The following is a 25,762-nucleotide window of genomic DNA, read 5'->3' on the forward strand; positions in this document are numbered from 1 at the left end:
ATCTATTGCGCCAGTATGGCGACCCGGATCACCCTCAAGGACATAGCGGCCAAGTGTGGTTGTACGGTAGCGACGGTTTCCCGCGCCTTGCGAAATCGTACTGAAATTCCGGAGACGACTCGCAAGCGAATCCAAGAGGTCGCCAAGCAGATTGGCTACGTTCCAGATCCCGCTATGTCCGCCTTGGTGGAGCATCGTCGCGGGATGCGAAAGGCGGGCTACTTGGAGAACCTCGCCCTGATATCTCCGGGCCTAAGCCTAGCGGAATCGCAACGGATGCCACACCGTATGGCCTTGATCGACGCGATTCGGGCGCGAGCGTCCGAGCTGGGCTACCAAGTCGACTTCTTTTATTTGCCCTGGAATACGGCGAAGCAAAAGGAGATGAGCCGGATGCTGAAGCGGCGGAACATTCGCGGTCTCATTTTCTTGCCGTCGGATCCGCCGGCGGAGGAGGCCTCCTTCGGCTGGGAAGACTTCGCAAGCATTCGCATCTACCGTCCTCCCTTGCAACCCTGTATCTCAAGCGTGGATACGGACGTCTATCAAGGAATCTATCTGATGATGGATCGTGTACTTGCGGCGGGGTGTCGCCGTCCGGGATTGGTGATTCAAAAGCTGGTTTCTCGCAACACGGCGGGCATCTGGCCGCGCTACTTGAATATGGTCGTCGCCGAGCATGCCGGTCTCAGCTCCGTGCCTAGCTTCGAGTTCGACGGCGATATCACGACTCGGGGAAATCGTACTGTGTTTATGGATTGGATACAGTCCTGCAAGCCAGACGTGGTTCTCGCTTTTAGCGCGCCGAACGTCGCCAAAGTGCTGCAGGAGTCGGGTTACGCGATTCCCGATGATATAGGATTGGTCGACCTCGATATAAACGACGTTGCGGAGGAGTCGGCTTTGGCGGGGCTTTTTCAGTCTCGCACTGCGATTGGCTGGTCGGCGGTCGATCAGTTGCATGGCCTCCTGCTCACCAACACCATGGGGTTGCCGACTTATCCCTCGACGCTGAAGATGGCCTTCCGCTGGGTGGATGGGAATAGCCTGCGTCGGATAGCCCCCAGCGGGAAGCAAGCGGTTTAATGAGGAACGTGAGTTCCGTTCGGACTGCTTTCGCGCAATAGTTTACGCAAGTTAGGCATTGGGTGGCCGAGGGAGATTGGCTGTTTGGAGATCAGCCGAAAGCGGGATTTGGAAGCCACGGGAAGGGGAATTGCCCACCCTGGTTTCCGGAAAGGTTCTGCACTTCGGCACCCCAATCAAGATGAGAGCCAGTGCATGATACTGCCTCATTCTACAAACCAAGACAAACCAGGTTTTATACCGCAATTGTATGAAAAATTACCTTACACCGCTTAATGCCGGGAAACGTCGTTTTGACGCGTTCCTTGTCGGCGCCCTGTCGCTCGCACCGCTTACTGTACACGCCCAGAAATCGTCGGACGATGACGGGGTTTTCGAGCTCGACGCTTATGTCGTGGAAAGCTATTCGGACAGTCTTCGCGAGTCGATCCACGCGAAGCGCGACTCGACGGAGGTCGCGGACATGGTCTTGTCCGAGGACATCGGCAAGTTTCCGGATTCGAATGTGGCGGAGGCCTTGCAGCGTATTACAGGGGTGCAGATCAACAGGACGGATGGGGAAGGTTCTTACGTGGCGGTGCGCGGCGTGGAGCCCGACCTGAACCTGGTAATGATCGATGGGGCGATCGCCAGTTCCGGCGGGTTTGAGAGAGCGTTCGATTTTTCCACGTTGTCCTCTGATCTGGTTTCGGGCCTGCGCGTGATCAAGTCTCAGTCGGCCGACCTTGTTGAAGGCGGCGTTGGAGCCGTCATCAAAGTGCAGACCCCGAACCCTCTAAACTTCAAATCGGACCGGACCATTCGGTTTTCGACGGAGGGATCCTACTCGAGCATGACGTCGGACTGGTCGCCGAAGTACACTGGCTTGTATAGTCAAACCTTTGCCGAGGGCAAACTAGGGGCCTTGTTCTCCTTTTCCTACGAAGACCGAGCTCAGCGCACGGACCAAGTGGGCACCAACGGTTGGGTGCGTCTCGCGGTTCCCGGCGAGCAGGACAACTTTATACCTCGATTCGTCAACGTATCCTCGAACTTTACCGAGCAAAAGCGGACCGGCCTGACCGGCGCCGTGCAGTACCGTCCGAGCGAAAATCTGGAATTCATCCTCAAGCTTAGGTCCAACGAGTACGAGACCTCACAGGAGCGGAATGGCTTTAATACGCGACCCTTGGAGAACAACCTGAGCGGATTCGTATTCAACGAGGACAACACGGCGATCAGCTACTCGGGACCGTCGTTCAATTACGGCGCTTTGCCGATCCAAACTTATAACGTGCGCTTGTCCACGTCTGACAGCGCTGTTTTGACGGCGAAGTGGAAAGCATCCGATCGCGTGGATGTGGATTTTGGATACGACGTCAGCTCCTCCGAGAATGACAGCAATCCCAACGGCTTGGTCGATGTACGGTATTATCTTGCGAACGATCCGGACGAAGGAATTCGTCGCACTGTTTCCTACGCGATGAATCCAGGCGGGGTTCCGGAAATATCGATGGTTGGAGACACCACCGATTCGTCCAATTGGACCTTCAGGCAGTATAACCTGAATCGCAATATATCCACGACGGATACGAAGGCAGTTTACGCGGATCTGGACTTCGATACGGGCGGCAATCTCTTTAATCTATTTGAAACAGGGCTCAGGCTTTCGACCCAGGAAGCAGCGAAGCCGTATCAAGCGGGGGAAAGGTATGTGAACCTAGGTTTGCCGATTCCGGACGATGCTGTTGTCCCGTTCCCAGTCGATGACTTCCTGGGCGACGTCGATGGCGACATCTACCGCGAATGGATGGTCGTAGACCAGGAGCGCGCGGTTGAGGTATTGTATGAATCCGGAAACGAGTTTCCAGGTTTGGATGACTTGACGGAGAATCTGCAAAACCAGGGGGCGATCGAGGAGAAGGTCACTGCCGCTTACGCGAAGATGAACTTTTCGCACTATTTCAGAGAGACCTCGCTCACCGGCAATTTCGGCGTTCGTTTCGCTAGGACGGATATCACGGTAGATGGCTATGGCCAAAACGGCGATGGGGTTTGGGTGCCAAGTCAAGTCAAGCGCAGCTATAACGACCTGTTGCCGAGCTTCACGTTCGTGGCGAAGCCAAAGCAGGATCTGATCTTGAGGTTTGCGGGGGCTAGCGTGATGACGCGTCCGAAGTTGCAGGATCTCTCGATTAGCCGTAGCGTTCAACCGGAACGTGTCCCGCCTTCCATCAATAACGGAAACCCGTATTTGGACCCGTACCGCGCGGACACCCTCGACCTCTCTGCGGAGTGGTATATCGACGAGAGCAGTCTGCTGTCGGTGGCGCTTTTCTACAAGGACATCGAATCGCTGATCGCTACCGGAACTGAGGATGTGATATTCGAGGAGTACATGGCTCCCGGAACTGCCCTGATTCCGGGCGAAGAGGTTCGCCTGACCTCGCCCGCCAATATGCCGGGGGACACCTTGGAAGGCTTCGAGCTGAATTTCCAGAAGCAGTTTAAGAATATGGCCGCTCCGTTCAACAACATGGGCGTCAATGCGAACTACACCTATACCAAGAGCGGATTGGGCGTCCGAAACGAAGCATTCGTGGACCAAGATGCGGCTCTCGAAGACGGAACGTATCCAACGAGCGCTTACACCCTGTACCCGTTGGCTGGAAATTCGAAGCACTCTTATAATTTGGGAGCCTTCTACGAAAACGAGAAGTTCTTCCTTCGTCTCGCGTACAACTGGAGAGATCGCTACCTCTCCAACGCATTGGGCTTCCAAAACACTCCGGAGTTTACCGAAGAGTATGGCCAGTGGGACGGTCGCTTCTCTTGGACGATCAACGAGTTCGTTACCTTCAATTTGGATGGCATCAACCTGACCGATGAAACGAACTACAGTTTCTATGCCCTGCAGCTAGGCGCGAACAACCCGGACAGCACGGAGCGCTTCAGCTCGTACCAGCAGACCGGTCGCAAGGTGAACGCGAGCTTTTCCTTCGCCTTCTAGTCGAGCGAAGTTCAATTGTTGAAGTCAGCCTAGATCGAGCGGAGGCGGTTTCTCTGCTTGGTCTAGGCTTTCTCTTTTTCTGGCCTAGGACACGGTGGCCGTTTGGTTGGGGGCATGGATGGCGCAGCACTACCCGAGGTGTGGTCGAAAGCCTTCGCTTCCCAGCCTAGGCGGTCACGGCACGGAGCGAGTGTAATAGTTTACGCAACTAATTTGTTTTGCAGAGTGGGGAAGGCTGCATCGTGAGAGGCTCCGACACCCCTTATGCGAAGCTCCCGATCGGTGTTTTGCGTGGTACCGCTACCCGGCTCCTGCGACGGAGGTTGATCCGTAGAGGCTTTTGGAGCCTGGAAGGCAGCCTTGCGTTTCTAGTCAGCTAAGTATCGAGCATCAGCCCTTCGCGACGCGATTTTCCGGCCTCGAATGCGAGGCTCTAAACAACCCAACCCCCAAGATAGAAATAACCCCAATGCTCTAACTCTCGGCCCGCGCGGCAGGCCTCGCTTGCTGGTGGACTGAGGTTGGAGGTTTCTATATAAATGTTAAGCACCCCCATCCTGATATGAGAACAAGAATAAGGTTTATAGTATTGGCTGTTCTACTGCTGAACGTCCCGCTGTTAAGCGCTCAGATATACGTTTCGGCAAGCAGTGGCAGCGACGTGACCGGTACCGGCTCCAGCTCGAATCCCTTTAAGACGATCAGCAAGGCGGTCGCGATGAGCGCTGCGGGCGACGTGGTGTATGTCGGCGAGGGCGTTTATCGGGAGACTGTTTCGCCGACGGTGGACAACCTTACGATCAAGGCCTTGAATGGCGAAGCTGTCACGATATCGGGTTGCGATCCGATTTCGGGTGGCTGGGGAACGGCTGCCCACGATGCGAGTATCAAGACGAATGCGACGGCGACGCGCGTCATGCAGGTCTTCATAGGAGAAGACCGGATGAACTTGGCACGTTTCCCGAACGAGGACCCGTCGCAAAACATGTTCGATTATAGCGAATTCGCCCAAACCGTCACCCGTTCGGGAGAAAATGTCGGAACGGGCATTGCTGACGTTGATTTCAACGCGAATGCCAATATGCCGGACGACGGGCCCGACACTTGGGTCGGCGGTTCCTACATGGGCATCAACGGGACAAACGTTTTTACGGCCGCGGTGGGCAAGATCACGGCTTCGAATGGCAATCGCCTTACCTGTACGGATCTGAGTTTCTACTGGCGTACCAATCCGACCGCGGTCACGAATGTGGGCGCTGGAAAGGGGTATGTGATCAACCATCTTCGCGCTTTGGACGCCCCGACGGAGTGGTACAGCGCGGACGACGGCACCTTTTACTTGTATCCGCCCAATGGCGTGGACCTAAACACAGTCCAGGTCGACGTGAGAACGCGGCTCTGGGGAATGGATTTAAGCGGACGAAGCGGCGTAACCATTGAGGGGATACATTTTTTTGCCTCTTCGGTTTTGATGGACGAGTCGCAGAACTGCGTCATGAGGGATTGCCATGTCGAGTATCCCGCTCCTTGGTCGAACTACTACCACGGGGTGCCCGGTCCCGGGTTCGGCGCCAGCGAGGAAGCGGGAACCGGAGGGTCGAACTACGGTGGAAAGGAAGACGGCTCCAGCGGCGTTTTCGTTTCTGGAAGCAATAACTTGGTGGAGAACTGCTGGATCGAGAAGAGCTGGGGAAGCGGTATCCGTCTCGAGGGTACGGACAATACGGTTCAGGGCTGCCTTGTCGAAGACATTGGCTGGATGATGCGTCGCCATCACCCGATTCAGGCTTTCGGCCTTCGCACGCAGGTGTTGAACAACACGGTACGCAAGTGTTCCCAGTCGGCTATCGATGGAGGGAACCGCCTGCTTGGCGGCGTTATCTCCAGCCAGATTACGGTTCGGAACAACGTTATCGAGAAGCCCGCATTGGTGCTGCACGATTGCGGCGCGTTTTATATCAACCACCAAGGGCAGAGCTCCAACGGAACTGAATTTGCCTACAACGTGATCAAAGATAATACGACGAACCTACCGTATGGTTTTTATGGAGACAATGGTACCGATGACATGTTCGTTCACCACAACTTGATGGACATACCTCTGGCCTGGATCGGAATCCGGTTCAACGGTTCGCGCAACAAGGTCTTCAACAATACCGTTATGAGTCCCGACGAGGCGATTATCCATCAGAGAAGCGGATACGAAGGGCAGGTGGTTCAGAACAATCTGGGTAACAAGAAAATCAAGAACGACGGACAGTTCGCGATCGTTTCCAACAATGCGACGAGCGCCGATAGCTCGAGTTTCGTGAATGCGGCGATAGGCGACTTCCGGATCGCTCCTTCCTATGCGCGTGCGATCGATTCCGGCGTCGAGCATTCGCCCTATACGGATGGGTTCAACGGTGTGTCGCCTGACTTGGGTTGCTATGAATTTGGACAGCCCATTTGGAACGCGGGTAGTTGGGTAAACGCGGAGATATCGACAGCCGCGGGTACCTTGCTTTCCACGGCCCCGACGGACCCGATCGTCATCGACGCGGCGGCTAGCGGAGCGCTGGCTGACCTTACGATCGTGCATGGCGCCATGGGAGTGATCCCGGTTACGCTGAACGAGGTCCCTGTCGATTTTGCGCCATCGGTAACGCTGCTGTTCAACGGGCAGACCTCGGTGCTGCTAGGAGCGGAGAGCGCGGAGATCGGTGCGAACGACTTCGCTTATACCGTTACTCCCACGGGCAATGGTAAGGCGACGTTTAGTTTCCAGATCCAACGCAACACGACTTGGTTGTCCACTCCGTGGCGTATCCAAATCAGCAGCGAAAGCGCGGTACCACCTGCTTCCGGCATGCTGTATTCGGATTCCTTTGACGAGGGCGCGATTGGAAGCAACTCGGACTTGGGTGGCGGCATGGGCAATTTTGGAGCGACTGCCGGCGATGCCTGGAATGAGGACGCGACTAACGGGCAGATCGTCTACCAAGGCTCGGGCGGAGGGAACCGCGCGAACGCCTATTCCCTGAACGCCTTCGAGGTGACGAACGGTTTCACCCTGGATATCGCTTACGCTATAGACAGTCTCGCCGTCAGTTCGAACAATCAGTTTTCCTTCGGGCTGGTCGCGAACTACACGCCGAACCAGAACAACTCGTTCATTGCGGTGGACGACTATGGGATTGGCTTCAACTTGACTCCCGGCACGGGAGGCAACGACCAAGGGCTCATCCTTTCAGAGGGCGGGGCGATTCCGTCCAGCCACCTTCTCTTGAGTCCGTTCGTGACGGGTACAGGAGGGCATAGCTTGCAGTTGACGGTTACTCCGAACGGCAGTGGCGGCGCGGACTGGTCCTATCGCTACGACGGTGGGGCGGCTGTAAGCGGTAGCATCGCAAGTTTCGACTTTGCTCAATCCTATCATTTCGTGGCTCACGCCCGAGACGGCTCGATTGCCAAATCGATACAGTCGGTGAGTTTGAGCGTACCATCGTCGGGGCCGACTGAACTGGTCTATTCCAACAGCTTCGACGACGGCGCCCTCGGCACCAATTCCGGTGCGGGCAGCGGCATGGGCAGTTTCGGCGCGACGAGCGGAGACGAGTGGATCGAGAACCCCGGCAGCGGTCAGATTACCTACCAAGGCTCGGGCGCCGGCAATCGGGCGAGCGTCTACTCGTTCGACACCTTCGATTTGTCGGAAGGAGTGATACTGGAAGTCGACTATACGATCAGCAGCTTAGCGGTTGGATCCAACAACCAGTTCTCCTTCGGGCTTGTTGCGGATTACGCGCCGAACCAGAACAACTCCTTCATAACGGTCAACGACTACGGGATCGGTTTCAACCTGACTCCGGGCACGGGAAGCAACGATCAAGGGCTCATCTTGTCGGAAGGCGGGGCCATTCCGTCCAACCACATCCTTTTGAGTCCGTTCGTGACAGGTACGGGAGCGCACAGCCTGGAATTGACGCTGATGCCGGACGGCACTGGCGGCGCGGACTGGTCCTATCACTACGATGGCGGGGCGGCGGTGAGCGGCAGCGTCGCGAGTTTCGATTTCTCCAAGCTCTATACCTTCGTGGCCCATGCCAGGGACGGCTCGATTTCGAAATCGCTGCAGGAGGTGAAGGTAACTGTGGGATCCGGATCGAGCGCTCAGGCCCTTATGGCGCAGTGGGCCTTGGACGAAAACGCTGGCAGCGTCGCCTCCGACCTGACGGGTAACGGCCACGACGGTACCGTCGTCAGCGCCACTTGGACGCCCGGGATCGACGGTTCCGCTTTGGCGTTCGACGGCGCTTCGTCGAGCGTGTCGCTGCCCGCCTCGGCGTTCGCGAATGTGGGTGATGAGATATCCATCGCGCTTTGGGCCAAGGGCGACCTTGCGAATCCAGTTGCCAATTCCGTTTTCTATGCGGCGGATTCCAGCGGTAGCCGGCTGCTGAACGTGCACCTGCCGTGGGGCAACGGAGAGGTGTATTGGGATGCTGGCGACGAGTTGGGCTACGATCGTATCCAAAAGGCGGCTACGCCTTCTGAATACGAAGGAGCTTGGCAGCATTGGGTTTTCACCAAGAACGCGAACACGGGCGTGATGAACATCTACCTCAATGGCGCCCTTTGGCACACCGGCACGGGGCTCGTCGCTTCCATCGGTACGGTCGATGCGGCCAGCTTAGGGAGCAACCTCGGAACGAGCAGCTACCACGGAACGATCGACGACGTGCTCTTGTTCAACGTTGCTCTCAGCTCTGTCGAGGTGGAGGAACTCTATTTGGCCTATGCCGGTACAGGACAGTAGGGGAGGGCGACGCGAGGACGATTCCTTGAACCCCGTATAGCTATATGAACACTTAACAGGAGGCGGTCCCCGGTGGGATCGCCTCCTTGCTTGGGGCGAAGGCGATTGCCGCTTTCTCGCTCCAGCTACCTTCGGTAGGCCTGGTGGTGCGGGACGCATATATACTCTTTTTAGGGGGTAGCTTTTCGAGGCGCGGAATGATAGGATGGGCGGGAACCTAGGAACTTAAACCTACCCCTTTGCCCTTTATGAAAACCTCATCTCTCATTAAGTCTCTCATGTCCTGCGGCTTTTTCTTGGCTGCGGTTGGCCTGCAGGCTGAGCAGAAGCAGCCCAATGTCGTGATCCTATACGCGGACGACATGGGCTATGGCGATTTGGGTATCCAAAATCCGAATTCGAAGATTCCTACGCCGCACCTCGACCAGCTCGCCTCCGAGGGGATGCGCTTCACGGACGGTCACTCGTCGTCGGGCATTTGTACGCTGAGCCGCTACGCACTGCTGACGGGGCGCTACCATTGGAGAAAGATGCACGGGATCGTGCATGCCTTCGGAGAAAGCGTCTTCGATGCGGAGGAGCAAACCCTGCCGGAAATGTTGCAGGAGCAGGGCTACTATACGGCTTGTATCGGCAAGTGGCACTTGGGTTGGGACTGGGATGCGATTCGCAAGCCCGAAGCGGGTCCTGTTGAGATGGATGCCAGAGGCGTGAATAAGCTGCCCCATTTTTCTGAATACAACTGGGACCAGTCCGTGCCGGATGGCCCCTTGGCCCATGGGTTCGACCATTACTTCGGCGATACGGTTATCAATTTTCCCCCATACGCCTGGATCGAGGACGACAAGCTGACGCAGGCTCCCACCCTGCAGAAGGACGAGGAGCTGTGGAAGCCCTTGCAGGAAGGGAATTGGGAATGCCGCGTCGGGCCGATGGTCGAAGGTTGGGATCCGTACGAGGTATTGCCGGAGCTGACGCGCCGGGCGGTTTCCTTCGTGGAAGGACGCCAGGACGAGGAAGAGCCTTTCTTCCTGTTCATGGCCTTTCCGGCGCCGCACGCGCCTATCGTGCCATCGGCGGAGTTCGAGGGAACTTCGGAAGCCGGGCCTTACGGAGATTTCATGGTGCAGACCGATTGGAGCTGTGGCCAGATTTTGGATGCGCTGAAGCGAAGCGGGCTGGAAGAGGATACTATCGTGATCTTTACGGCCGACAACGGTGCGGAGCACTATGCGTACCCGCGGGCACTGAAGTACGACCATTGGTCGTCGGAGCCGTTTCGCGGTCTCAAGCGCGACACCTACGAGGGAGGGCATCACGTGCCGTTTTTGGTCAAGTGGCCGGGCGTGGTGGAGCCTGGAAGCGTTTCGGAGGCGATCATTTCCCAGGTTGACTTGATGGCGACGCTGGGAGAGGTTGCCAAAGCCAAGATCCAGCAAGGCGCCGCGGAAGATTCGCGGAGCCAGCTGCCGGTTCTCACCGGTGAAGCCGCTGCGGTCCGCACGGAGATCGTGCACAATACCTCCGCCAGCAACTACGCCGTTCGACGGGGGGATTGGGTGCTGATCGATGCGCCAAGCGGAGACCACAATCGGAAGCGATCTGGGGAGTTCGAAGAGATGCGGGGGTATCCGGCGGACGACGGCCAGCCCGTGGAGCTCTTCAACCTGAGGAACGATCCGTCGCAGCGCCGGAACGTGGCGAAGGAATATCCGGAGAAGGTGCAAGAGCTTCAGGCCTTGCTCAAGCGTATCCGGAAAATGGATTCGTAGCGGCGAGGCGTACGCTGCTTTTATGGGAGTCGCTGGCTCTGGCGGCAAGCTAGGCGGATGCTCTAGAGGAGCATCCCGTCGCTTGCGAAGAGGCCCTCTGTATTCGCGCGGAATCCCCCCCTTGGGGGCCGCTTGCGCAATAGTTTACGGGGCATTTGTTTTTACCCGTCAGGTGCCCAGCTTAGATTCGCTTCAGAGTGCGCTTCCCTCAGTTGCCGTTGCAGCTGAGAGGGAGGTATGCTTCTGAAACGTTCTCCGCTTGGGAGAATACCCCCCATAACTCAAACCCAACAAACCAATGAAGATTTACCCCAATCGATTTGTGAGCGGTACCTTTGCCCGCCGCTCGTTCGGAGCAGCCAGCCTGGCCCTCCTGACCACCAGCCCGCTTGCGATGTTCGCCCAGCAGGGCCAAACGAAATCTAGCGACGAGGATGTTTTCGAGCTGAACGCCTTCGTCGTGGAAGGATACAAGGACAGCTTGAGGCAGTCGGCCCAGGCCAAGCGCGGCGCCACGGAAGTGACCGACGTTATCCTGTCGGAAGACATTGGCCAGTTCCCCGACGAAAACGTGGCGGAAGCCCTGCAGCGGATCACCGGCGTGCAGATCCAGCGCAGCGACGGCGAAGGCACTTATATCTCGGTGCGCGGAGTGGAGCCCAACTTGAACCTGGTCACGATCGACGGACGCACTGCCACCTCCGGCGGCTTCGAGCGCTCCTTCGACTTTTCCACGCTTTCGGCCGACCTGGTCTCGAGTTTGAAGGTTATCAAGTCGCAGTCCGCCGACATGGTGGAGGGTGGCATTGGGGCCGTGGTGGAGATCCAAACTCCCAAGCCGCTTAACTACAAGGAGGAGCGAGTCGGCAGGTTGACCGCCCAGCTTACCCATATGAATTTGACGGGGGATTGGAGCAATAAGTTCTCGGGGCTAGTCAGCCAGCAGTTCGACGAGGGCAGGCAGGGGATCCTCGTTTCTTTCTCCTCGGAAGAAAACGTGCAACGAACCGATAATTTCGGCAACAACGGCTGGGTGCGCAACGCTATCGAGGGAGGTCAGGACCTTTTCACTCCGCGTTTCTTCCTGCACCAGTCCTACCTGAACGATCGGGAACGCAAGGGCGTGACGGGTTCGTACCAGTTCAAGCCCAGCGACCAGCTGAAGCTCACCTTGAGCGGCAACGTAAACTTCTATACGACCGAGCAGGCTCAGAACGCTTACAACGTCAACACGCCGAACCGGACGGGGGCGGCTCAAACCTTCAGGGCTCCCTTGGACGACTATACCTTTAACGAGAACGGCACCGGTATCGCTTTCGACGGCAACGCGAACCAGTCGGTGCCGATCCAGCAGTACGCCTTGCGCGAAACCATCCTGAGCAGCATCGGGGCCGATATCGAGTGGAAGCCCAGCGAGCGCTTGAAAGTGGATTTCGATATTAGCGTGAGCGATAGCTACAACGACAGCAATCCCGAGAACCGCGTCGACATTCGCTGGCAGCCTGCGGACTTCCCGGCCGCTCGCTATGCTTTGCCGGAGGGAGGAGCCGGCGTTCCGGATCTGGAGCTGACCGGTATCGATCCCAGCGACCACACCTTGTACAACGTCCGCCAGCTCAACTTGAACCGCACCATAACCGAGAACAAGGACTCCGCGATCGCGGTCGATCTGGACTACCAGTTCGAGAAGGGCTTCTTCACGATATTTGAAACGGGGGTCCGCTCCTCGAAGCGGTCGACCGCACTGCCGCGCCGCATCGGCATGGTGGTGCGTCCGCCAAACTTCCCCGTGGGCATTCCCACGCCCGGGAACGTGGTGGTTCCGTTTCCCATCGACGGTTTCCTGGAAGGCTCCGGGGCGAACGTGATCCGCTCCTGGATGGTTGTGGACCAGGATGCGACGCTTGAGTACCTGCGTACGCAGGGGCTTGGCTTCGACCTCTCGGACCCTTGGTCCGAGGCTCGTCCGGACCAGCTTTTCGATATCGAGGAAGCGGTCTTGGCGACCTACGCGAAGCTAAACTTCGCCACGACGCTGGGCAACCTTCCCTTGAGCGGAAACTTCGGAGTGCGCTACGCCGAAACCGACGTGGCTTCCAGCGGCGCCCAAAACATCGACGGGGTGGTCGAGAACGTGACGTTGAAAAATGGATACGGAGATTGGCTGCCGAGTTTCACGCTGGTGGCCAAGCCGCGCCAGGACATGGTGTTGCGCTTGGCCGGAGCGAGCGTGATGACTCGTCCGAACCTGAGCTTCATGCAGGTATCCCAGACGGTGAACCTGGAGCGCGTGCCCGTAAGCATCAACAACGGGAACCCTTTCCTAGATCCCTACCGGGCGGACCAGCTGGACCTTTCGGCGGAATGGTATATCAATGACATCGATTCCCTTTCGATCGCCTTCTTCGTCAAGGAGGTCGAGAGTTACGTCTCGCGCAACTCTTCGGCTGTTTCCTTCACGGATTCCTTGGCTCCAGGAGCCAACATCCCCGAGGGCGAGGAGGTGGTGATCACTCGCCCCGAGAACCTCGAAGGCGACAAGATCGAAGGCTTCGAGATCGGCTACCAGAAATCGTTCGCGAATTTGCCGGCTCCGTTCGACGGGCTGGGGCTTACCGCAAACTACACCTATACCAAGAGCGGTCTAGGCATCCGAAACTTTGTATTCGCGGATGCGGACTTGCGCCTGGAGGACGGCTCGTATCCAGATTCCGCATTCGCTAAGCTGCCGCTGCCGGGGAACTCCAAGCACTCCTACAACTTGGGCGCTTTCTACGACAAGGGACCGTTCTCGATGCGATTGGCTTACAACTGGCGCGAGCGTTACCTGATCAACCCGCAGTTCCACCAAAATGCGCCTCTGATGCGCGAGGACTACGGTCAGTGGGACGGGCGCATCCAGTACCGCGTGAACGATCGGATCAAGGTGACCTTGGACGCGATCAACATCGACGAAGCCAGCACCTACGAGTTCTACGCGCACGATCTCGCCAGCCCCAACCCGGACTCCGCGGAGCGGATTCGGTTGTATTCGGAGACAGGTCGGAAAGTTAATTTAGGCATGACTTACGCGTTCTAGGAAGTCGGCCAACCCAGTTGATCGGGTTATTATGGGATGCCCCTTTTAGAGATAAGCTCTCAAGGGGGCATTTTGCGTTTTCGCCTTTATGGCTTTTCCAAGTAGGGCGTCAGGGGCGTGGGGGCAGCATCGATCCGTCGACCCAGCGGCCTTCCACCAGCATCTCGTCGCCGTATTCGGGAATTCCATACGAGCCTTCGGCGATGAGGGAGGCGATCAAGCGAATCGCGGTGCGACCAATCTCGTAGGGACGTTGATCGATGCCGGTATCGATGGGGGTGTCGTGAACGCTGGTGGTTGCGAGTCCGATATCTTCGGGGATGCGGTAGCCGAGGTTTTGCAGCTGGGGGAGCAGGGCGCCCTTGTCGGTGATGATGGCGTCGGGCCGGTGCTCGCGAAGCCAGGACTTTAGGGCTTCCCGCTTGGAGCGACTTTCGATGGGCGGGTCGATTTCGAGCATGGGGAGCCGCTGTGTTTGAGGGACCGCGTTCTGGGCCCAGAGGTATCCAGCGGAGAAGAAGCGCGAGTCGTTGCGGCTGCCGACGTAGCCGATCCGTTGGTAGCCCCGTTGGCGGACCTGCTGGAAGGCCATCACCGTATTCTTCATTTGGGCGCTGGCGACGTAGTGCGTTTTAGGGGACGGAATGGTTTGGCCGAGGCGTATGACGGCGAAGTCGGACCAGTCGAAGGCCTCCAGTCCCGATGCCTGTTCGCTGTGCAAGGGCGGGAGGATGATTCCGCGGATGTTGCGGGTTGTCAGGATTGTATGGATACGCTGGATGGGGGTGTCGGCGAGGTTGAAGCGTTCCAGGCGATAGCCTAGCTGGTGGGCGTTTTCTTTGGCTCCTTGCCAGTAGAGCTCGAACTCCTTGCGTTGAGGGCGCTCGGCGGGGCGGAGGGAGATGTCGAGCCACGCCAGAGACGCTTGGATGTGCGGGGTTGCCGCGTTGTGGCGGTAGCGGTGCAGGGCGGCCAGTTCCGGATCCGGGCGGTAGCCCAGCTCCTTGGCTTTGCGCTCTACCAGAGCCCGGGTCGCCTCCGAGACCCCGTGGCGTTTGCGCAGGGCCAAGGAAACGGACATCTTGGAGATGCCGCATTCGAGGGCGATGTCGGCGAGGGTGACTTTCCGTTTCAAGGTCGGGGCGATTTTCTTTTTCTCCAAGGGCCTCCGGCAGCCGTGGAGCTTTACATGTAAAGATCCTGCGGCATAGCCACTTCTCCCGGCAAGCGCATTTTCGAGAATGCCCCGTTTATCCCTGGGGCAGTGTTACCTCAAATGATATCAAGCGCATGAGAATATCCGTTTTATTTGTAATCCTTGGGTTGGTTGTTGCCGCGAGAGCGGCCTTTGCCTCGGAGGCGAAAGCGTCGAAGCCAAACTTTATCCTAATCTACGCGGACGACTTAGGCTACGGGGATCTCGGTTGCTACGGGGCGGAGGGCTACGCTACGCCCGAGCTCGATCGCATGGCGGAACAGGGCCTGCGCTTCACCGACTTTTCGACCTCCAGCTCGATTTGCACCCCCTCGCGGGCTGGCTTGCTGACGGGTCGCTACGCTCAGCGCTGGGGGCATGAAGGCGGGGTCTACTGGCCTTACAGCGCGGATGGCATGCCGGGATCGGAAATCACGATCGCGGAAACCTTGCAGGAGTCCGGATACGAAACCGCGTTGGTAGGGAAGTGGCACCTCGGGCATCGAGACGAGTTTCACCCGGTGGCCCAGGGATTTGATTTATACTACGGAATCCCATTCAGCAACGACATGTGGCACGACCCGAGCAGCCCCTTGGCGGAGGACGCCGTGTTCAATGCAGGCTTCAATCGCGAGGATTTCTTGAACCACAAGGTGAAGGACCGGAAGACGCACCGGGACAACGTGCCGCTGATGTTGGGCCGGGAAGTGATCGAATGGCCGGTCGATCAGTCCACCTTGACGAAGCGCTACACGGAGAAGGCTTTGCAGTTTATCGAGAGCAACAAGGATAAGCCCTTCTTCCTCTATTTCGCTCACGCCATGCCGCATACGCCGCTGTTCGCTTCCGAGCGCTTCGCGGGGAAGTCGGAGCGCGGCATCTTCGGCGACGTGATCGAGGAGATGGATTGGTCTACCGGCGAGATCCTAAAGGCTTTGCAGGAGCATGGCTTGGACAGGAACACGCTGGTCATCTTTACCTCGGACAACGGGCCGTGGCTCAGCAAGAAGGACCATGCGGGAACGGCGGCCCCGTTGCGTGGAGGGAAGTTTGGCCCCTACGAGGGAGGCAGTCGCGTGCCCTGTATCGTTTGGCAACCCGGAACCGTGCCAGCGGGCGTGGTGAGCTCAGAGCAGGTGTCCACCTTGGATTTTTTCCCGACCTTCGCGTCGATGGCCGGCGCTCGCATTCCCGAGGACCGTCCCTTGGACGGCGTGGATGTCGGCCCCTTGCTGCGGGGCGAAAGCGAAACGGTACCCGAGCGCGAATGGTTCCTCTACCGCGGAAACGCGATTCGCGTGGGGAACTGGAAGTACGTGAAAACGAAGGACGCCGAGGAGCTTTTCGACCTAGCCACGGACGTGGAAGAGCAGAAAAACCTCGCTCCGCAGTATCCGGAGAAAGTGTCGCAGCTTTCCAAGCGACTGGCGGCGGCGCAGGCCAGCTTGGCCGATCCGCAGTAAGCTGAGTCGCGGCCGTCGCTCCTCGCAGCGGCCGCTCCACCATCGGTCGGGAAGTAAGACCGGCATCGGCAGGCTCCGTGCTCGAAAGGGCGCCGGACCGGCAGGCCGGCCTGCGCCTTGGCCCCAAATACTCTTTTCAGGCGATAGCGCTCGAGAGGCAGCAAGCGCTACTATGGGAGGCTGGACGACTCGTACCGGTCCTTTGCCCCATTCCCGCTTAAATTGAAGTCTATATGAAGATTATTGGTGCCTCACTTCTCCTTGCTCTCTGCTGCTCAGCGACCTGCTGGGGCGAGGCGCAACGAAAACCCAACATCCTGGTTTTCCTCGTCGACGACCTCGGCTACGCGGATATCGGAGCGAACAATCCGGATTGCTTCTACGACACGCCGCACATCGACGGATTGGCGGAGACGGGGCAGCGCTACACGGACGGTTACGCGGCGAACCCGGTTTGTTCGCCGACGCGCTACGCTTTGATGACCGGCAAGTATCCGTCCCGCGTCGATGCCACCAATTTCTTTTCCGGTAAGCGTAGTGGAACCTTCAATACGGCGCCTTTTATAGATAACATGCCCTTGGACGACATCACCATTGCCCAAGTATTGAAGGAAGCTGGATACCGGACCTTTTTCGCGGGCAAGTGGCATCTGGGCGAATCGGAGGAATACTACCCGCAGCATCGCGGCTTCGATATTAACAAGGGCGGGCACACGAAGGGCGGTCCCTATACCGGCAACAAATACTTTTCGCCCTTCGAGAATCCGCAGTTGCATCCGGATAGCCCGGAAGGGGATCACCTGCCGGATCGCTTGGCTCGGGAGACGGCCCAGTTTATCGAGGAGAATAAAGAAGGCCCATTCTTCGCCTACCTCTCGTTCTACTCGGTGCATACTCCGTTGATGGGAAGGCCGGACTTGGTGGCGAAGTACGAGGAGCGAGCCAAGGAGATCGCTGGCGAGGCGTTCGCGGAAGAGGAGCAAATTTTCGGAGACAAGGCGCGGCGGGTGCGGGTTTTGCAGAAGCACGCGGTCTACGCCGCTATGGTGGAAGCCATGGACGAGGCGGTGGGCAAGGTACTGCAGCAACTCGAAGACTCGGGCGTGGCGGACAATACGATCGTCGTTTTCACCTCCGACAATGGCGGTTTGTCTACCTCGGAAGGCTCGCCCACCAGCAACCTCCCGCTGCGCGGCGGCAAGGGTTGGGTCTACGAAGGCGGCATTCGCGAGCCGTGGATCATTCGCTATCCCGGCGTCACGAAGCCCGGCAGCGTGAGCGACGCCCAGATTTGCTCCATCGATTTGTTCCCGACCTTGGCTGCCGCAGCCGGCGCGGAGATCGAGCACGAGATCGACGGCTTGGACTTGAAGCCGACCCTGCAGGGCGGCGAGCTGCAGCGGGACGCCCTGTTTTGGCACTATCCGCACTACAGCAACCAGGGCGGAATTCCCGGGGGAGCGATTCGGATGGGAGATTTCAAGCTCTTCGAACGCTACGAGGACGGCCAGGTGCACCTGTACAATTTGAAGAACGATCTTGGCGAGCAAAACGATATCGCAGCTGCCTATCCAGAGAAGGTCGCCCAGATGCGGGCTCGCCTGCACGCTTGGTACGAGGAGGTGGACGCGAAGTTTCTCCAGCCGAAGGATGGTGGCCCCATGCCCTGGAGGCCGTAGTTAGAAATTAAATACGAACGATGATTTTAAAGCATATGAATACGAAGCGCTTTTTTAATATAGGTCTCTTGGCCGCAGTTGGATTTGCAGGATGGGCCGGATGTACGAAAGCCCTCGAAGCCGGAACGGTCGCGATGAGCTACACCGAACTCTCCGGCATCGGTTGGGAGAAAGGCGTCATGCGCCGGGATCCGAGCGATGTGATCAAGGTGGGCGACTTGTATTACGTTTGGTATTCGAAGGGGCCGGATTCGACCGGCTACACGGCCACGGTTTGGTATGCCACTTCCGAGGACGGCGTCGACTGGGCGGAGAAAGGGCAAGCGGTTGCCAAGGGCAAAGCGGGAAGCTGGGAAGCGGGCGGCGTCTTTACGCCGAACATCTTGGTCGCCGAAGGGAAGTACTGGCTTTTCTACACCGGTGTTTCTCAGGAGTACACGCGTCCCTTCAATCCTGACTCGAAGATTGGCATGGCGGTGTCGGATTCGCCGGACGGTCCTTGGGAACGCATCGGTTCCGGTCCCGTGTTGGTTAACAGCGACGATCCGAGCGACTTCGACAGCCACTTGGTGGACGACGCCTGCCTTATCGTTCGCGATGGGAAGTACTGGCTCTACTACAAAGGCCGCCAATTGGGAAAGAGCCCCGCTCAGACCAAGATGGGCGTCGCGATCGCGGATCGCCCGCAAGGCCCCTACGTCAAGCACGAGGCCAATCCAGTGATCCAGGGCAACCATGAAGTGGTGGTGTGGCCGCAGGGCGAAGGCGTTGCCGCGATGATCGGCACCACCGGCCCGAAGGAGATCACGAACTCCGTACTGTATTCGGAGGATGGTATCCATTTTTCCAAGCTGCATGACGTGGTCGAAGGGCCTTGGGCAGCGGGGGCGTATCGTCCGGAAGCTTTCACCGAAAGCGGCAAGGGCGACTTGCCGGAGTGGGGCGTCGAGATTGGCCGTCCTCGTGGCATGAAAGGGCAATCTTGGCAAAAGGGGCAGCTGCCCTTCATCCAACGTTGGGACTCGGAACTACAGTAAACGGCCATGATCTTTAAAAAAGTATCGGAAAACCAGATACAAGGGGTCGCTCCCGCAGCGAGCTCCACCGTTTCCCGCCGACGCTTCCTAGTGTCGGCGGGCGCCTTTGCGGCTGGATTGAGCTTAGGTCCCTTGGGCGGATCCCTCTTCGCAGCGGGGCGTCGAGAGGAGTATGCGAAAGCTTTGAAGTCTCATGATTCGCTGCGTGGCTACTGGAAATTCGATGGGGATTTGCTCGATGCCTTGAGCAACAAGGCCGCGACGGCGGCCGCTCCTGTTTCGTTCGTTGACGGAGCAGTGGAGGGAGATGCTTTGAGCCTGACGCCGCAGCAATCGATCTTCGTGAAGGAGGCCGAGCATCTTAGAGGGCGTTCCGCGACGTTGGAGCTGTTTTTCAAGGTAGACTCCCGGCCTGAGGGCGACGACGACTTGGTTCTCATTGCCCAGACCGCGGGGCGAGAGGCTCGCTACGTGGTCGGCATCAAGAACGACTTGTCGGCCTTGCTCTATCGAAACGTGAACGCCGCGGTATTGACCGAGGTCAATCTGCCGACCGCTCAGCCGATCGAGCTCGGCCGGTGGTATCATCTCGCGGTCACCAGCTTCGACCTCGACGTGCGCGCTTACGTGGATGGATACGAATGCAGCCTGGTTGGCGGTGCGTACGAGTTCACGCGACGCGGCCCGAAGAAGACAGCCTTGAATTGGGGCGGCATCGAGATCGAGGGTTGGTCCTCGGGCAAGGTGTGCTTGGACGAAGTTGCCTGCTACGCGGAAGGCCTGACTCAGGCTCAGATCCAGAAGCATATCCGGGCTGCTGGCTGGGGAGAGAAGCTGGAGGAAACCGGAGCTTTGGTCGCGAGCGTTCTGGCCGAACGCGAAGCGCGGCGGGCTCGCAAGGCGGAGGCGATTCTGGCGAACCCGGAGCTTACCGATCCGGGCCGGACGCAGGTCTACGAAGGAGAGCGCCTCACAGCTATCAACTTTATCGTAGGGGGAATTGGAGCAGGCGGCATTCAGTTCAACGGAAAGGCCGAGCCCGCTATTTGGCAGATCGCCTGCAACTACGAAGAGCACCGCGTCGAAGACAGCTTCTTGGCGGTGCGTGCTCAAGCTGCCGGCGGTAAACCCGTGGTGCGGGCCTTGCAGACCGAGCCGGTTGGCGCTTTTCAGGCGATGTCGTCCCTGAAGTTCGAGGGCGAGTATCCGTTCGCTAAATACCGTTTCGAGGAGTCTGAGCTTCCGGTTGAAGTTGAGCTGGAAGTATTCAATCCCTTCATACCGATGGATCTTAAAAGCTGCGCGATTCCTTGCGCGATCTATACGGTGAAAGCGACCAACAGGTCGTCTCGCAAGGCGACGGTCGATGTGTTGGCCGCGCAGAAGAACGCCCTCGGCTTCGACGAAGGAAAGGGTGGTCGCTTTGGTCGAAACCAGAACGCGGTCGTGAAAAAGGGAGACGCTACCTTCCTGCACATGACCCGTGACGGTGTCGACGATTCGGATATGGTTTTGATGAGCCAGGCTTCCGGCGTTTCGAGCGTCGCGGAGTGGGATTCCCTGAGCGAGCTCCATGATCGCTTCGCGGCGAAAGGGAAATTGCAGGGACCGCCGCAGTCTAAGCTCAGCCCCAGCGGTCGCTCGGTAAACGGCGCCCTCGCGGCTCCGCTCGAATTGGCTGCCGGCGAAACCAAGTCGGTCACCTTTGCCCTCGCCTGGTATTTCAAGGACGGGGAACATGGCCAAGGCAAGCGCGGACCTGCTTTGGAAGGCGAGGGGAGAGCCAAGCCCGGCAAGTGGTTGCGCTATGGGCAGAACTACACCAACTGGTGGCCCAGCGCCCTGGGAGTGGCGGAGGATTTGCAGAAGAACCTTGCCAGCCTCACCGCTCGCACGCGTCGCTTCCACGATACGTTCTACGCCTCGAAGCTGCCGGTGTGGCTGCTGGACCGCATGAGTTCGCAGCTGGCGGTGTTGCGCAGCCAGACCTGCTGGTGGTCGGAGGACGGCTACTTCGGCGCTTGGGAAGGCTGCAACGCGGACGCGGGCTGCTGCGGTGGAAACTGTACGCATGTGTGGCACTACGCCCAAGGGCATGCCCGTTTGTTGCCGGAGCTCGGACGCAAGATGCGCGAGCAAGATTATTCCATGCAGTTGGAGAACGGCCTGACGCCGTATCGACATACCAATACGGCTGGCGCTGCGGACGGTTTTTACGGCACGATTTTGAATACCTACCGCGAGCACCTGTGTTCGCCCGATAGCGGCTGGCTCAAGTCGCTCTGGCCAAAGGTTAAGAAGGGCATGGACTGGAGCATCGACTACTGGAATCCCAGCCGTGATGGATTTATGGAGACGGTGCAGCATAATACGCTCGATGGCGATATCATGGGCTGCTCTTCGTGGATCGGAAGCTTGTACCTTTCCGCCCTGGAGGCTGCGGCTCGCATGGCGGACTTGATGGGCGAGCCGGATGCGGCGGCCGAGTACCGCAGGATTCGCGAGTCCGGCAAGAAGCTGCAGAACGAAAGTTTGTGGAATGGGGAATACTATATCCAGGAAGTCGGAGAAAAGCGGATACAGGATTATCTCGACGGCTGCCATATCGATCAGATTCTAGGCGAATGGTGGGCCGATCAGATCGATATCGATCGTAACTTCCCGCCCGAACGCTCCCGGCGGGCGATGGAGTCGCTCCTGAAGTACAACTTTCGAGCGGATTTCCACGGCCAGTCCCTCAAGCCGCGTCAGTATTGCGAGGTCGATGACGGCGGCATGAAGATGATCACTTGGCCCAAGGATCCGCAGCCGATTCCAGGCATGAAGTACGGTGACGAGGTCATGACTGGCTTCGAGTATGGAGCGGCTGTATCCATGATTCAGAACGGCATGCTGAAGGAGGGCTTGATGGTCATAAAGATTATCTCGGACCGCTACGATGGCCGTTTGCGTACGGAAGGGGTTTCCAATGTGCGAAACGGACCCTGGGGCTACTCCGGCAATCCCTTCGGCGACGACGAGTGCGGAAAGTTCTATGGACGCTCGCTCAGCGTCTGGTCGGCGTTGCTCGCACTGCAGGGCTTTTCGTACGATGGCCCGGCAGGCCGTATCGGGTTCCGCCCTGTTTTGAATCCAGAGGACCACGCCAGCTTCTTTACGGCGGCAGAGGGCTATGGGCTGTTTTCGCAGAAGGTGGACCGGAAAAAGCTGACCGCCTCGCTCGAGCTCTCCGAGGGAACGCTCCGCTTGTCGGAGATCGCTCTCGCCTCTCTAGGGGCGTCGCCGGCCAAGTCCGCCGAGGTGACGCTAGCAGGTAAGACTGTGAAAGCGCGTTTGGAAGCGGGGAAAGCAGAGCTTCGGTTGATTTTCCAAACCCCAATTGTCCTAGAAGGAGGGGCCCGGCTGTCGATCGAAGTGAGCTAGCATGTGTATATTCGATAAATTGCTGTGCAGCGCCTTTCGTTGTCACGGAAGCAAAGTTTAGATTTTAAGAGAGCCCCATTCGCTCGAGAAATTCTAAACTCCGAACGACTCCCCATCGAACCCCATGATTAAAGATAGGAAATTGAAGTCGAATTCACCGCTGCGATTCAGGCCGCGGTGGATCCTTGGTCTGCTATTTGTGCCGTGTATCGTTTACGCAGCGGATTTTCATGTGGCGGTCGACGGAAGCGATTCGAACAGCGGCGCCATCGATGCCCCGTTCCTGACCATCGCAAAGGCGTCTTCTGCAATGCAAGCGGGCGATCGGTGGGACCGCGAGAGGATCGAGCAGGCGGAGCGCTTGAAGGAAAGCGAAAGGAAACGTCTCGAACGGCAGCGGGCGAGGGAGAACGCTGAAGAATGACGGCGCGGACGAGAACCTGGGGAGCGTTTTGCGTTTTGCTTGCCTCCCACATGCTATGGGGGGAGAGCGTTGAGTCGCTAAAACCTAATATCGTGGTCATCTTTGCCGACGACCTTGGCTACGGCGATCTGGGGTGCTATGGCGCGGACTACGAGACGCCGTCCCTGGACCAGTTGGCGGCGGAGGGGCTGCGTTGTACAGATTTCATCGTTCCAGCCAACGTTTGCAGCCCTTCCCGCGCGGCGCTGCTCACGGGGCGCTATCCGATGCGCAACGGCCATCCGGTTTATCGGACGGAAGACAAGACTTGGACCTACGGCTTGCATCCGGACGAGATCACCTTTGCGGAATTGCTGGATGCTGCGAGCTATCAAAGCCTTGCCGTCGGCAAATGGCACCTTGGATTCGAAAAGGAAGGCTCCCATCCCATGGATGCCGGCTTCGATGCGTACTACGGGCTCGCCTACAACTATTCGAAGAAGCACGAACCTTGGAACAGGGCCTTGTATCGCGACCGTGAAGTGGAAGAAGCGGAAGTGGAATTCGAGGTCGTTACGGAGCGTTATACGCAGGAAGTGGTGCGATTTATCGAGCAGCACGATCCGGATGCGCCGTTCCTTATTTACCTTGCCCACCAGATCGCGCATTCGCCGGTATTGCCGAGCGAGGCCTTCAAGGGTGCTACGGGAAAGGGCGTTTACGCGGATTTCGTTGCGGAGCTCGATCACAGCACCGGTCAGGTGCTGGAAGCGCTTCGCGACGCGGGCTTGGAGGAAAGCACTTTGGTGGTGTTCCTCGCGGACAACGGTCATACGGGGCGCTTCGGTTCCGGCGGGCCCTTGGCGGGCGGCAAGTACACGACGATGGAGGGCGGTCACCGCGTACCGGGGATATTTCGCTGGAAAGGGACCATACCCGCCGGACAAGTCTCGGATGTCACCGTAAGCAGTATGGATCTGCTTCCGCTCTTTTGCGATCTAGCGGAGGTTGAGGCGCCCAAGGATCGGAAGATCGACGGAAAGAATATCCTCAACGTTCTTCTCGGCGAAGCGGAGGAATCGCCGCACGAAATTTTGTATTATTATAATGGGCACAACCTGCAGGCGGTTCGCAAGGGGAAGTGGAAGCTTCACCTGCCGCGCTCCGCCCAAGATCAGCCGTTCTGGGGAAAGGGCGGGAGAAGTCGCCGTTTCTATGAGTTGGACGAAGCATTTCTCGTAAATCTGGAAACCGATATCGCGGAAGAGCGGAATCTCGCCGCCCACTATCCGGAGGTCGTCACCGATCTTCTCGAGGAAGCGGAGCGGGCGCGACGCGAGTTGGGAGACGTAGGCGTTCAAGGCAGGGACCAGCGTCCGGGCTGGCCGCCGAGGCACGGCGCAAATTCGCTATGAAAAGGTTTCGGTCTAAAGTCTCCAAGCAGGTCTCGGCGCGGCTCCTGGCGGTTCTGATCCTGAGCTGCTGTGGGCATGCGCGAGCGGCAGCGTCCGAGTTGCCGAACTTCGTCCTTATACTCACGGACGACATGGGGTGGAATGGGCTCTCGCTGCCCGCCGACCCGGAGATTCCGGAGTCGGGCAGCAGTTATTACCAAACGCCGCATACGGATCGCCTGGCCCAAAGCGGAATACGCTTCTCAAGAGCTTATTCGCCCTCTTCGGTGTGCGATCCCACGCGTACCAGTATCCAGTATGGGATGACGCCGACGGCACTGGGGAAGTTTGCCACGGTCGCTCCCAAGTCCTTGCCGCCTCCTTCGGATGCCATGGTCAGTCGCTTGAAGGCCGCTTTCCCCGATTATAAAGCGGCACACTTCGGCAAGTGGCACCAGCGCTCTCGCACGCCGGAGGATATTGGCTTCGACGAGAGCGATGGGCAAACCATGAACGACCAGAGCAAGGATCCTTTCGATCCGAAGATGAGCTTCTCCTTGGCGAAAAAGGCCAACGCGTTCATCGAAGCTCAGGCGAAGGCGGAAACTCCGTTCTTCCTGCAGGTTTCGTTTTACGCCAACCATCTAAAGTACCAGGCCCTTCCAGAAACGATTGCGAAATACGAGACCTTATCTGAGCGGGCGACCGAGTACCACAACTCGCCGCTTTGGGCAGCCATGAATGAGAATCTGGATACAGCTGTGGGATCCATAATGGAGGCCTTGGAAGAGCAGGGCCTATCCGATAACACCTATATCATCTATACTGCGGATAACGGCTACGAGAGTAAGCGGGATCGGCTTCTACCTATGTCGGAGCGCGACTTCTATAAGTCTTATCCGCTGCGGAGCCATAAGTACGTGATCAGCGAAGGCGGCATCAGAGTGCCGTTTATCGTGAGTGGCCCGGGCATTCCTGCAGGCGTAAGTTCGCGGGTTCCTGTCGTCGGTTGGGATATCATGCCAACCGTTCTCGATTTGGCGGGCGCCAGCGAACAGATTCCCGATGCTGTGGAGGGAGGCTCCTTGCGTTCTCTGTGCTTCAGTGGTGGCAATGCCGAAGTCGAAAGGCGGGACCCGTTTATGGTGTTTCGGTCGGCGATGGCTAGGGAGGAGCAGGGCGTTTTCGGCGGCGTTTTGGATGTGGCGATCATTCAAGACGGGTATAAGTTCTATCGCGAGATCGAGTCCGGAAACGAATACCTCTGGGCGATCGAGGAAGATTTGGGAGAATCGAATAACCTGATCCGCGTCATGCCTGAGCTCGCCGAGCGCCTGCGCAAGAACATGGACGCGTATTGTGAGCGTGTCGGCTGGGACCAGAAAGAAAGAGCGAAGTTTTTGGGGCGAAAGAAGCGAGGGTAAGAGGTCGAAAAAGAAATTTG

13 protein-coding genes are annotated in these 25,762 nt (G+C 58.1%); 12 read left to right on the forward strand and 1 reads right to left on the reverse strand.

Annotated elements, in window-relative coordinates; genetic code table 11:
- Positions 1-15: 15 nt before the first annotated feature.
- The 5 genes from QEH57_RS06320 (at position 16) to QEH57_RS06340 (ending at position 13,724) form a co-directional block, all read left to right on the forward strand.
- The gene (locus QEH57_RS06320; RefSeq protein ID WP_309005847.1) at positions 16-1,086 is read left to right on the forward strand and encodes a LacI family DNA-binding transcriptional regulator; all 1,071 of its coding nucleotides are present in this window, start codon (positions 16-18) and stop codon (positions 1,084-1,086) included.
- Between the two features lie 250 nt (positions 1,087-1,336).
- Positions 1,337-4,075 (forward strand): TonB-dependent receptor, encoded by a 2,739-nt coding sequence (locus tag QEH57_RS06325; RefSeq protein ID WP_309005848.1) that lies wholly within the window; start codon positions 1,337-1,339, stop codon positions 4,073-4,075.
- A gap of 589 nt (positions 4,076-4,664) precedes the next feature.
- Complete coding sequence (locus QEH57_RS06330) at positions 4,665-8,873, forward strand: LamG-like jellyroll fold domain-containing protein (protein ID WP_309005849.1); 4,209 nt, start codon at positions 4,665-4,667, stop codon at positions 8,871-8,873.
- Between the two features lie 248 nt (positions 8,874-9,121).
- Entirely contained in the window at positions 9,122-10,645 is a 1,524-nt protein-coding gene (locus QEH57_RS06335) for an arylsulfatase (protein ID WP_309005850.1), read from the forward strand.
- Between the two features lie 298 nt (positions 10,646-10,943).
- Positions 10,944-13,724: a TonB-dependent receptor gene (locus QEH57_RS06340; RefSeq protein WP_309005851.1), complete on the forward strand. Its 2,781-nt coding sequence runs from the start codon at positions 10,944-10,946 to the stop codon at positions 13,722-13,724.
- A 109-nt stretch (positions 13,725-13,833) separates the two neighbouring features.
- Here the strand turns inward: QEH57_RS06340 and QEH57_RS06345 are convergent, their stop codons facing one another.
- Positions 13,834-14,859: a LacI family DNA-binding transcriptional regulator gene (locus tag QEH57_RS06345; protein WP_309005852.1), complete on the reverse strand. Its 1,026-nt coding sequence runs from the start codon at positions 14,857-14,859 to the stop codon at positions 13,834-13,836.
- A 155-nt stretch (positions 14,860-15,014) separates the two neighbouring features.
- Between QEH57_RS06345 and QEH57_RS06350 the strand changes: the two genes are divergently transcribed.
- The 7 genes from QEH57_RS06350 (at position 15,015) to QEH57_RS06380 (ending at position 25,742) form a co-directional block, all read left to right on the forward strand.
- Complete coding sequence (locus QEH57_RS06350) at positions 15,015-16,382, forward strand: sulfatase (RefSeq protein ID WP_309005853.1); 1,368 nt, start codon at positions 15,015-15,017, stop codon at positions 16,380-16,382.
- 233 nt (positions 16,383-16,615) lie between these two features.
- A complete protein-coding gene (locus QEH57_RS06355) occupies positions 16,616-18,061 on the forward strand; it encodes a sulfatase (RefSeq protein WP_309005854.1) in 1,446 nt (481 codons plus the stop codon).
- A gap of 134 nt (positions 18,062-18,195) precedes the next feature.
- Positions 18,196-19,098 (forward strand): family 43 glycosylhydrolase, encoded by a 903-nt coding sequence (locus QEH57_RS06360; RefSeq protein ID WP_343224759.1) that lies wholly within the window; start codon positions 18,196-18,198, stop codon positions 19,096-19,098.
- A 6-nt stretch (positions 19,099-19,104) separates the two neighbouring features.
- Positions 19,105-22,521: a GH116 family glycosyl-hydrolase gene (locus QEH57_RS06365; protein WP_309005856.1), complete on the forward strand. Its 3,417-nt coding sequence runs from the start codon at positions 19,105-19,107 to the stop codon at positions 22,519-22,521.
- Between the two features lie 199 nt (positions 22,522-22,720).
- Positions 22,721-22,945: a hypothetical protein gene (locus tag QEH57_RS06370; protein ID WP_309005857.1), complete on the forward strand. Its 225-nt coding sequence runs from the start codon at positions 22,721-22,723 to the stop codon at positions 22,943-22,945.
- A gap of 92 nt (positions 22,946-23,037) precedes the next feature.
- Positions 23,038-24,339, forward strand: coding sequence for a sulfatase-like hydrolase/transferase (locus QEH57_RS06375; protein WP_309005858.1), 1,302 nt, complete (start codon positions 23,038-23,040; stop codon positions 24,337-24,339).
- Positions 24,336-25,742, forward strand: a complete 1,407-nt coding sequence (locus tag QEH57_RS06380) for a sulfatase-like hydrolase/transferase (RefSeq protein ID WP_309005859.1) — start codon at positions 24,336-24,338, stop codon at positions 25,740-25,742. Before QEH57_RS06375 ends, QEH57_RS06380 begins: the two co-directional genes overlap by 4 nt.
- Positions 25,743-25,762 lie beyond the last annotated feature (20 nt).

Source organism: Pelagicoccus sp. SDUM812005 (assembly GCF_031127875.1).
Taxonomy (GTDB): Bacteria; Verrucomicrobiota; Verrucomicrobiia; order Opitutales; family Opitutaceae; genus Pelagicoccus.